General features: G+C 31.1%; 8 protein-coding genes. All 8 read left to right on the top strand.

Annotation, left to right across the window (positions count from 1 at the left end):
- Positions 1 to 12: 12 nt before the first annotated feature.
- The 8 genes from EYY60_RS17960 to EYY60_RS17925 all read left to right on the top strand — a co-directional run bounded on the left by EYY60_RS17960 (position 13) and on the right by EYY60_RS17925 (position 11,756).
- On the top strand, positions 13 to 1,236 hold the full coding sequence (locus EYY60_RS17960) for a DUF4249 domain-containing protein (RefSeq protein WP_132990674.1): 1,224 nt from the start codon (positions 13 to 15) through the stop codon (positions 1,234 to 1,236).
- Between the two features lie 20 nt (positions 1,237 to 1,256).
- The gene (locus EYY60_RS17955) at positions 1,257 to 2,969 is read left to right on the top strand and encodes a hypothetical protein (protein ID WP_132990673.1); all 1,713 of its coding nucleotides are present in this window, start codon (positions 1,257 to 1,259) and stop codon (positions 2,967 to 2,969) included.
- A 210-nt stretch (positions 2,970 to 3,179) separates the two neighbouring features.
- On the top strand, positions 3,180 to 3,899 hold the full coding sequence (locus EYY60_RS17950) for a hypothetical protein (RefSeq protein ID WP_132990672.1): 720 nt from the start codon (positions 3,180 to 3,182) through the stop codon (positions 3,897 to 3,899).
- A 19-nt stretch (positions 3,900 to 3,918) separates the two neighbouring features.
- Positions 3,919 to 6,657, top strand: a complete 2,739-nt coding sequence (locus EYY60_RS17945) for a TonB-dependent receptor (RefSeq protein WP_132990671.1) — start codon at positions 3,919 to 3,921, stop codon at positions 6,655 to 6,657.
- Between the two features lie 5 nt (positions 6,658 to 6,662).
- Positions 6,663 to 7,901, top strand: coding sequence for a DUF4249 domain-containing protein (locus EYY60_RS17940; RefSeq protein WP_132990670.1), 1,239 nt, complete (start codon positions 6,663 to 6,665; stop codon positions 7,899 to 7,901).
- Positions 7,889 to 9,604, top strand: a complete 1,716-nt coding sequence (locus tag EYY60_RS17935; RefSeq protein WP_132990669.1) for a hypothetical protein — start codon at positions 7,889 to 7,891, stop codon at positions 9,602 to 9,604. Before EYY60_RS17940 ends, EYY60_RS17935 begins: the two co-directional genes overlap by 13 nt.
- Positions 9,605 to 9,763: 159 nt before the next feature.
- Complete coding sequence (locus tag EYY60_RS17930; protein WP_132990668.1) at positions 9,764 to 10,315, top strand: RNA polymerase sigma factor; 552 nt, start codon at positions 9,764 to 9,766, stop codon at positions 10,313 to 10,315.
- On the top strand, positions 10,305 to 11,756 hold the full coding sequence (locus tag EYY60_RS17925; protein WP_132990667.1) for a hypothetical protein: 1,452 nt from the start codon (positions 10,305 to 10,307) through the stop codon (positions 11,754 to 11,756). The genes EYY60_RS17930 and EYY60_RS17925 overlap by 11 nt, the downstream gene beginning before the upstream one ends.
- The last annotated feature ends 75 nt before the right edge of the window (positions 11,757 to 11,831 follow it).

The raw sequence follows: 11,831 nt of genomic DNA, 5'->3' as shown, positions 1-11,831 counted from the left end.
CATCAATAAGAAATGAGATTTAAAACCCTATATACAAAACATTTATGCCAGAAAATATTTCTTATATTTTTCTGCATCACCATAAGCAGTTGTACGGAACAATATATTTTTCAATCAAACACTTTTGAAGACATACTCGTAGTTCAAGCTAGGATTACGAATGAACTTAGAACACAAGAAATAAAAATTTCCAGATCATTTCGTTTAGGAGAAAAAACTCCAACGATGGAGGCAGGCGCAAATGTTTATATTAGTGAAGATGGAAATAAAACATATGAATTTGAATTTGAAGAATATTCAGGATTATACGTTTCAAAAGAACCTTTTCAGGCTCTTCCAGAAAAATCATATCAATTGCATATTACCACAAAAGACGGAAAATCTTATTCGTCTGCAACACAAACTTTAACAGCTGTTAGCGATGTTCAAGTCGAACCAAAGGTAGAAACTATCGATGGGTATAAGGGAGTTCAAATTCAGGTAACAAATTATGACCCAAGTGCAAAATCAAAATTCTACCGATACGAATATGAAGAAACATACAAAATTGTATCTCCTTCATGGAGTCCAAACAAACTTATTGTAGATCCAAACAGCCCAAATAAAGAAGAACCTAATTATTTGATAACTCCTAGACAAGGCGAAACCAGAGTATGTTATACTACAAAAAAATCAGATGATTTAATCTTGCTTAGCACAGTTGGCCAAAGTGAAGATCGCATCAATCTTCCAATACGTTTTATTGATATTTCAAATCCTATCCTTAATGAGCGTTATAGCATTATTGTACGCCAATATGTTCAAAGCTTAGAATCGTATACTTATTATACTACTCAAAAAAAACTTTCAACTTCAGAAAGTCTTTTATCACAAGTTCAGCCTGGATTTAATTATGGCAATTTAAAATCAGATGATGACCCTGACGAAAAAATAATCGGTTATTTTGAAGTGTCATCTGTTTCGTCAAAAAGGATCTTTTTTAATTTCAGAGATCTGTTTCCATATGACCAATATCCCCCATTTTATACAGATTGCATCCCGACAGAATTAGCGAACTGCTGGGACGCAAAGGGATGTGCCGGCGCAACAATACTTGCATTAATTAAGTCGCCTGTTCCTGAAAAAGTATTTTATGGACAACGAAGCAATATGGAAATCGTTATATTTTTTCCTCCTGGTTGTACCGACTGCACAAGAATTTCATCTAACATTAAACCTTTATTTTGGATAGATTAAAAAAAATAATACGCATCATAATGCTGATAGTCGCAAATATGGCTATTGCGCAGAATAGTTCATTAACTCAAAATGAAACTAAGCTATATAGCGAAAATATATTTGTTCACGCAAATAATACGACTTTAGTTGCAGGAGAAACACTGCATTGTAAATTTTATTGTTTGAACGCTCCTGATAACAATTTTAGTTCGATCAGTAAAATTGCTCACGTTGAACTTCTAAACAATGAAAAACAAATTATTTTCAGCAATAAGATTTATCTCGAAAATGGCACGAGTGAAGGCGACTTTTTTATTCCAACAACAATTGCAACAGGCAACTACAAACTGATTGCCTACACAAACTGGATGCTGAACAACAAGATTTCAAAAGCATCTGTGACTGATCTTATCATTATAAATCCTTATATTGTAAGCAACAAAAAACAAACGCAATCAACAACTCAAGAAGACAATAAATCAAATACAGAAAGTCAGTCAATTGCAATAAATTCTGCTTCCAAAAATCAGCTTTTTGCATTAGAAGCAGATAAAAAAATTGCGTCAAAAAGAGAGCAAATCATTCTTAAAATAAAGTCATTAAATAATCTAGACAATACAGGGAGTTATTCTCTTTCAATAAAAAAAATAAACAGTTTGCCTTTTAAAAGACAACTGAATTCATTGGAATTTGCAAAATCCAATACTGAAAACAATTTAAATCTGACAACATTTTTGCCAGAATTAAGAGGCGAAATAGTATCAGGAACAATCAAAAACAGCAAAGACCCAAGCCAAATAGCCGATAAAAATATCTCATTATCATTGCCTGGAAAAGATTTCGCTTTTAAAGTTGTAAAAACAAATCAAGACGGAAAATTCAGTTTTATTTTAGATAAAAACCCTAATTATTCTAATGCAATTGTTCAGGTAGTTGAGAATGATAAAAACGACTATACTCTTGAAATAGATAAATATGATGCATATAATTTATCTGAACTCAAACAAAATGAAGAATTTTATCTTACTGCCGACTACAAAACCAGCCTCGAAGAAAGATCAATTGCAAATCAAGTCGAAAATGCCTATTATCATTTAAAAAAAGATAGTATCCAAGCCAATCCAAAAGCATTTCCCTTCTTTCATCCATTACAAAAAGAGTATATTCTAGACAATTATACAAGATTCCCAACCTTAAAAGAAACTACCATAGAAATCGTTAAGGAAATGTATTATCGTGAAGAAAATAAAAATTTCACTTTGCACGTAAGAGATATCAATCATGATCTTAATTTTTTCTCGGAGCCGTCTTTAGTTTTAGTTGATGGATTATTAGTTCAAAATACAAATGAACTAATCGACCTTAAAATGAACAATATTTACAAAATCAGCTTAGTACCTGGCATTTATTTTTATGGGCCAATGGCATTTGACGGCATTATTAGTTTTACGACAAAAGACAATGATTATAGTTCAAAAGATAAAGGTTCTTATATTTTAAAAACTGAAATTCAAAGACCTTTAGGCAAAATAATACCGTTTAAGCAAGATTATAGCAGTGTTAGCAAATATGACCGTATTCCTGATTACAGATATCAATTGCTTTGGGAACCAGAATTATCATTAGAAGAGAAAGAAAAAACGATTTCATTTTTTACTTCTGATATTCCGGGACAATATGAAATAAATTTAGAAGGATTTACAAAAAATGGAGTACCAGTGTCGCTAAAAGAAAGTTTTGAAGTAAAATAATCTAAAAAACACATCTTTATTAAAACAATCCAAAAGGAGCAAAATCTGTAAAACCTTATTGCTTCTTTTGAATTTGTTTAAACATTGAGAGGTTTTTTAAAACAAAACATAAACATTTTATCGTATTTTAACAATTTTCACTATCCATTATAACTTTTTTTTAATACTTTTGAAATTAACCGAAAATAAAACCAAAAATCCACCAATCCTTTGAAAAATTCCAAAAAAACGATACTATTACTATGCTTATTTGGATTATTATTAAACATTCCTTCGATACACAGCCAAAGTATCAAAGAAACCGAAATCTTCAATTGGTTTGACAAAAATACAGGAATAGAATCCTTAGATATTAAAAATGGTCCTGCTCATTTGAATTTTGACCAAACTATCGATAATAAACATCGATACTACGGCACAGATGAATTCAGAAAAGGAAGTGTTAATTATAATGGCCAAAATTATTTTGATGTTTCATTAAAGTATGACATCTATGCAGACGAACTTGTTTTACGTCCTTATGATCAGCAAAACACAACAAAAATAAATCTTATAAAAGCCAATATTCCCAACTTTAAAATTGGCGATGAGAGCTTTGTAAAACTGACAGGATTAAGCAATTCTTTATTTAAAGGTGGCTATTACAATGAAACTCTAATCAAAAACAATCAAGCACTTTATATTAAATATTACAAAGAGAAAAAGAAGAATATCAAGGCAGAATTAGATGTGATTGATTACAAACCTCGATATGAATTTGTTTTATGGAAAGACAACAAATTCAACTTAATCAATGAAAAAAAAGAAATTATAGCCTTATACCCTGAAAGCAAAAGAAATATAAATGATTTCTATCTGATGAATAGAAGTTTGCGAAAAGAGAACCCTCCATTATTCATGAAAAACTTGATGAAATACATTAATAATTAAAACCCGAAGAAACATACAAATGAGAATATTTACTATCCTTTTATTATTTTTCGGTTTTAATCAGTTACTGCATTCACAAGGCGAAAAAAAGACAATAAACCTTACGTTCAGCAATATTAACAGAATTGTTGTTTTAGAAAAAATTGAAGCTTCAACTTCATACAAGTTTTATTATCAAGACAATTGGTTTGATAAAAACGTATTAATTTCTGGAGATTATCAAAACAAAACTATTGAGGAAATTTTGTCAAAAGTTTTACAAGATACAGAGCTTAATTTTTACATCAATAAGAATAAAATCATATTGACAAAAAACAGCATCATTTATGATAAGTTTCAAAGCAATAAAAAAGATGCAAATGCTCCAATTTTTTTCCAGCAATATGATTCGGTCAAAAAAGACAAATCTGGAACAACAGCTCCTATTGCATTAATTGGAAAAGAAGCCGTTGATTCAGAAGTCGATTTATATACCTTATCTGGTCATATTACAGACCTGAAAGACGGCAAGCCATTGGCCGATATTAATGTCAAAGTAAAAAACACATCAATAATCTCAACGACCAATGCTGAAGGTTTTTATAGTTTTAAACTTCCAACAGGACTAAGCACAATTGAAGTCGAATCATTATTTTACAACAGTACTTCCAGAAAAATAATGATTTACAGCAATGGTACATTAGACTTTTCTGTTATTGAAAAAATCAATCAGCTAGATGAAGTTTTGGTAAAAGGAAAAGACAATCAAAACATTAGAACCGCTATAACAGGAGTTACAACAATTGAAGCCGAAGGCGTAAAAACGATTCCGCTAGTTCTTGGAGAACGAGACGTCTTGAAAGTCGCTTTAACAATTCCAGGTATCAAAACGGCAGGTGAAGGATCTTCTGGATTCAATGTCAGAGGAGGAAAAGAGGATCAAAATTTAGTATTATTGGACAATGCTACGATTTATAATCCTATGCACCTATTTGGTTTTTTCTCTTCAATAAATCCTTATACAATCAACAAGGTTGATATTTACAAGGGAGGAATTCCTTCTGAATTTGGAGGACGCTTATCTTCTGTTTTTGACATTGTTTCTAAAAATGGAAATACCGAAAAAATTTCTGGAGAAGGAGGAATTGGCCCCGTAACCAGTAATCTTACTCTTTCTGTACCTGTTGTAAAAGACAAAGCAAGTTTGTTAGTTGGCGGGCGCGCTACTTATTCTGATTGGATTTTAAAAACTTTAGATGACGAAAGATTAAAAAACAGCCATGCTTCTTTCTATGACTTATTTGCCAAATACAATCACAAAATCAACAAAAACAATTCGGTTGAAGGAACAGGTTACTATAGCAAAGATTCTTATACTTTGACTCCAGACTCGTTATTTAAATACAGCAACAGATTAGTTTCATTGAAATGGAAACATGCCTTCAACGAAAAAAACAACAGCGAATTTAATGTTACGAATAGCGAATACAAATACAGCATTAAATATCAATCTATTAATCCTGAATCTTTTCTTTTAAAATATAAAATAAACGAAAGTCAAGCCGTTTTAAAATTTGGCAGCGAGCTTAACGCTAAACACAAATTGACTTACGGAATTTCGAGCAAACTTTATAAAGTAAATCCTGGAGAATTGTCTCCATACGGAGAAAGTTCAATAGTCACCCCAGTTACTGTTGAAAATGAAAAAGGATTGGAATCAGCCGCTTTCCTTTCGGATAAATTTCAAATTTCCGAAAAAATATTGCTAGATGTCGGAGCAAGATATTCTTATTATATGGCTCTTGGCCCATCGACACAAAATATTTATCAGGAAGGCGTTCCTAAATCTCCAGCAACTGTAATTGAGCAAAAAACGTATGGCAATAACGAAGTAATTACCCGAAATGGTGGTTTTGAGCCAAGAGTTGGTTTGCGTTACATTTTTAACGAAAGTCTTTTTGTAAAAGCCGGTTTCGACAAAAACTACCAATACATTCATTTGCTCACAAACAATACAACTCAAGCGCCAACTGATACTTGGAAATTATCTGATTTGAATGTAAAACCAGAAAGCGGTTTGCAGTATTCGTTGGGTATATTCAAAAAATTAGAATATAAAGATCTTGAATTAAGTCTTGAAGGATATTATAAAACTTCAAAAAACATTTTGGACTACAAAGTTGGATCACAACTTCTCTTAAATCAAAACCTGGAAACAGAATTGCTTCAAGGCAATGGAAAAGCATATGGAATCGAATTTTTATTGAGAAAATCAATCGGAAGACTTAACGGATGGATTGGTTATACATATTCTAGATCATTCATCAAACTAGACAGCCAGTTTAACGATGAAAAAGTAAACAACGGAGAATATTTTCCAAGTAATTTTGATAAACCACATGATGTCAGCATTGTAATGAATTACAAGTTTACACATCGTTACAGTTTTTCTTCTAATTTTGTATATCAAACAGGAAGACCAATCACTTATCCTATTGGAAAGTATTATTACAGTGGTGCTGAATACACCTTATATACCGACAGAAACAAATTCAGAATACCTGATTATTACCGTTTAGATATTGGATTAAACATTGAAGGAAATCATAAGATCAAAAAATTAGCGCATAGTTTCTGGAATATTTCCATCTATAACGTTTTGGGCAGAAACAACCCGTATTCAGTCTTTTTTGTAACCAAAGACGGCCAAGTAAAAGCTTATCAAACCTCAATTTTTGCGGTTCCAGTACCAACCATTACTTATAATTTTAAATTTTAACCGTTATGAAAAAAATCTTTTTAGTTAGATTTCTAATAACAACTTTGTTTTTATCGGTATTGGGATGTACAACGCCGTATGAGTACCAATCGAGCAGCGCCTATGAAGATGTTATTGTAATTGAAGCAACTATTACAAATCAAAATAAAACTCAGGAAGTAAAAGTCACAAGAGCCTATAAGCTTGATGAAAAAATGCCAACTTTTGAAGCGAATGCTACTGTTTTTGTTAGCGATAATTTGGGCAATAAATATGAATTCAAACAAAATGCTGAAAATTATACTTCTGTTGCTCCGTTTCAGGCTGCTCCAGACAGGCAATATCAATTGCATGTTCACACTAAAGATGGAAGAGATTATGTTTCAAGCACTGAAAAATTACCACAACAAACTAATATTGAAAGTCTAGAAGCCATAGCAAAAACCAAAAACAATCAACTTGGTATTGAAATCACTGTAAACAGCACTGATCCTACTAATAGCTCACATTATTACAGATATGAATATGACGAAACCTATAAAGTTGTAGCACCAAAATGGTATCCTCAAAAAGCTGTTCCTGTGTTTTTTGCTGCTGGCTCTAATCCTCCAGGAAAAGTAGTTTTTGAAGACAGAACCTATGAAGCAAGAATTTGCTATTTAAGTCAAAAATCAAACGAGCTGATTTTAACCAGCACAAGCGATTTGTCTGAAGACAAAGTAATCAATTTTCCTGTTCGATTTATTCCAAGCACTGATCCTATTATAAGAAACAGATACAGCATATTGGTAAAACAATATGTTCAAAGTCTTCCTGCGCATACTTTTTTCGCAACATTAAAAGAAATATCTAATATCGGAAGCATTTTATCTCAAACGCAACCCGGATTTTTTTACGGCAACATTCAATCCGTTGCCAATCCAAAAGAAAAAGTTATTGGTTATTTTGATGTGTCTTCGTATTCTGAAAAAAGGCTTTTTTTCAATTTCACTGATTTATTGAATGGTCAGCCATTTCCAAACTACCAGTACGACTGTCCTGCTCCAATTCCTGACTATGCTTTAGATGAGTATGTATTTAGCTACTGTTTTAGTCAAAATCCTTTGGCGCACTGCCAAGGCGAAGTAATATTAAATTTACTAGCCAATGGCACTAGGGTTTTCTACCCTACAGAATCGCCAACAAGCTATATTTTATACCCAATAGAATGCGGCGACTGTACTTCATTTTCATCAAACGTAAAACCACCATTTTGGATAGATTAAGATACATATTACTCCTTACGCTCGCTTTAAGCGGCCAGCAGATTGTATTTGCTCAAAAAAACAATTCCGTTAGTGAACTGAATGAAGTTGACAAAAAAATTAATGAGTCAATTTATATCAGCACAAATGCAAATTCTTTTTTGACAGGCGAAACTTTGCAATACAAATTATTCTGTATTGACAAACTAGCAAATACTGCTTCAATTTTCAGTAAAATAGCTTATGTACAATTAATTGACAGTAATAAAAAAACAGTTTTTACACATAAATTGTTTCTTGAAAAAGCAACAGGAAATGGCGACTATTTTATTCCAACTACATTAGAAACTGGAAGCTACAAATTGATTGGTTATACAAATTGGATGCTTAATAAAACCGCACCAGATTATTTTTCTGCCGATATTTATATTGTAAATCCATATAAAGAAAATCCAAGCAACAGCACAGTTTCTTATAATGCCGTTGCTTCAGAAACTGTAAACAACAGCAATATTTCATTTGATTTAAAAAACAAATCATACAACACCCGAGATTTAATTGAACTAAACATCAAATCTAATTCGGAAGAATTTTCAAAAGGGAATTATACTTTATCTATTAGAAAAACAGATGGCTTTTTAGCTCAAAATAAAGCGACTTTTAGCAGTAAAGCCAACCAAAATGGCGAAATCACAAACAACCAATTTGTATTGCCTGAATTGCGAGGTGAAATCATAACAGGAAAGATATCTTCGGCAAATGCTGAAATTAGAAACAAAAAAGTTGCACTTTCTATTGTTGGAAAAAATGCCGACCTGAAAATTGTAAAAACCGATGATCAAGGCAAGTTCATTGTTATTTTAGAAAAAGAGAATTCAAATTCAAACATTATTGTTCAAGTCCTTGAAACCGGCAAAGAAGATTATATAATTGAAATCGACAAACAAAAAAATATAGATTTTTCTAATTTGACTTTTCCTGCAGTTCAATTCAACTCAGAATCCAAACAAAACATCACTGATCGCTTAATTTCAACTCAAGTCGAAAATGCTTATTATGATGTCAAAAAAGATAGCATAATAACGCCTGCTGTCGCTCTTCCTTTTTTTGGAGCATCATCGGAAGAATTTGTATTAGATGATTTTACGCGATTTCCAAATATGGAGGAAACAATTACAGAAATCCTAAAAGGGGTTTACTATCGAAAAACCGATAATATTTATTCCATTCATGTTTTTGACAATGATGAGAATTATGAATCGGCATTACCAACAATGATTATTGTTGACGGCTTAATTATTGAAGACTTAAATGAGTTTTTTGCCTTTAATCCTAAAAGCCTTTACAAAGTAAATGTAGTAAGAGGACTTTACTATTATGGATCAAAATCGTTTAACGGAATCGTTTCGTTCACAACAAAAAATGGCGATTATGACACCAAGCTGAAAGGCAAGTTTATCGTTAGACCAGAAATTTTAAGACCTCAGGTAAAGAAAAATTATTTTAGTCCTGATTATACAGATAATAAAAACGTACGAATTCCGGATTATAGACATCAGCTTTTATGGCAACCAAACATTGATTTGAGCAAAACAAACTCAAACATTAAATTTTATGCCTCAGACGTTTCGGGAAAATATGAAGTAACACTTGAAGGATTTTCTTCTAGCGGAAAACCTGTTTTTATAAAAGATTTTATAGAAATAAAGGAAAACAGCAACTAATTTTATTTCTGAACAAATATCAAATAAGCCTCTGTTTCTAAAATTGAAACAGAGGTTTTTTTTTTTATTTATTAACGCAACCTTTTTCTTTTTTTTATACTATTAATTACAAACCGAAACAATCGCTTACCAAAATACTACAAAATCAAAAAATAAAATTTGAATTTAGACCAACTCATAAAAGGTTGCATTAAGCAAAACAGAAAAGCACAAGAAGAATTATACCAAATGTATAAGAAGACTCTTTTTGCGTTAAGTCTAAAGTATTGCACCAATGAAGCAGAAGCCGAGGACAATCTTCATGATTCTTTTATTGAGATATTTAGCAGTATAAAAAACTATAAAGGGAAAGGTAGCTTTGAAGGCTGGATTAAAAAAATAACGATTAATAAAGCAATAACCCGATACAAACAATCCTATATACTCACGGCAATTAAAGATGAATATCAGCAAGATGATTTTGTAACCGAAAACGAAATTGACTTGCCTCTTGATACTTTACTGAATTTCATTCAAGAATTACCACATCAATATCGTTTGGTTTTTAATTTATATGAATTAGATGATTTTTCACATCAAGAAATTGCAAATATGTTGTCAATTTCTGAAAATACTTCAAAATCCAATTTACATCGGGCAAAACAGATTTTAAAGGAAAAAATCAAACCAAAAAGCACATTTTATTATTCTAAACAGAAAAATGGAAAATAGAACTGAAATAGGAAAAGCAATAAGAGATCGTCTAGAAAATTTGGACAAAAATCCAAATGACTTGGTGTGGTCAAAAATTGAAAAAGATCTAAATCGTAAAAGAAAAAAAAGAATTCTGGCTTGGTTAATTCCGAGTTTAATTTCTATGGCATTCTTGTCAACATTTCTGTATTTCAATTCTAATATTCAAGAAATAAATCAAACGCAACCAAAAAAGAAAACTGATACAGAAAACCAAACTCAGAAATCAGATAAAAAACAAAATCAAAAATCAATAGTCTTAAAAACAGAACCAGACCAAATTACTACAATTACAAAAACTAAAAATGTAAAACTTGTTAAAGAATCCAGCAAACTCATCACATCTACAAATGAATATGAAGAATACGAAGTGGTAAAAAAATATAAAGTTGTTATTAAAAAAGAGCTAATAACTACAAAACCAATTCCATCAAATATTGCAAAAAAATCCAACAAACCTAGCAACAGTAAAACTGGCATTACAGCAAATAAAACAGCCAAAACTTTAAATCCAACTTCGAAAAAAGCATCTAAAGCTAAAAAACAAAATAAAAAGATTGGGACAAAACCATTAATTATTGAAAAAACAGAAAATTCAGCACCTATAAAAGATACTTTGACACAAAAGAAAACAGAAGTTGTTTCAGAGAAAAAAGACATAAAAAAAGACACTTTGCCAAAAACTGACAGTTTATATGTAAAGAAACCATCAACACCAAAAAGAGAATATGTAAAAAAAGAATATAATACTAAAACCAAGGAAGCAAATCCAGATTTTAGTGTCCATGCTTTTTATGGACCTGCAATTTCTGGTTCTTTAAACGGACTGTCAATGATTAGCCCAACAATGGATAATTTGCCAAAAAGCCATCCTATCACTTCTCATTACGGCATATATGTGAAAACGATGTATGATAGATTTGGTTTTAGGACAGGATTTTCAAAAATTAATCTAAAAACAGGTACACAACTTGATCAAAATTTAATTACCGATTTTAAAAACATCGATCTTAAATCTGACACCAATATAAAGGCGACATTTGGCAGTTCTAATGAAGTTGAATTGCTTCAAAAACTTTCTTATTATGAAGTTCCGTTAGAATTTAACTATGCCCTAAAAAAAGATGAAAGCAAATTTGACATCGATCTTTTCACCGGATTTACTTTTTTATTTTTAGATAAAAACGATTTGTATCTCAAATCAGAGAAAATAGCAAAACAGAAAATTGGAGAAGCAAAAAACATCTCCGGATTGAATGTTTCTTACGATTTTGGAATTGGAATCACCTATAAATTAACAGATAAGATAGGCTTAGACATCAACCCACTATTCAAGTATTATCTCAATACTTTTAAAGAAAATGGAGAAGCAAAACCATATAGTTTGTCACTGCAAACAGGAATTAATTATAAATTTTAAAAATATTTTTAAATTAGTTGTAACTTTTTTGATACTTCGTACGTATAACCATTTGTACACTTAAAAATTGAGGAG

The sequence above is a fragment of the Flavobacterium zhairuonense genome, from assembly GCF_004352915.1.
In the GTDB taxonomy this organism is placed as follows: domain Bacteria; phylum Bacteroidota; class Bacteroidia; order Flavobacteriales; family Flavobacteriaceae; genus Flavobacterium; species Flavobacterium zhairuonense.
This window is presented reverse-complemented; position numbering and strand designations above follow the sequence as displayed.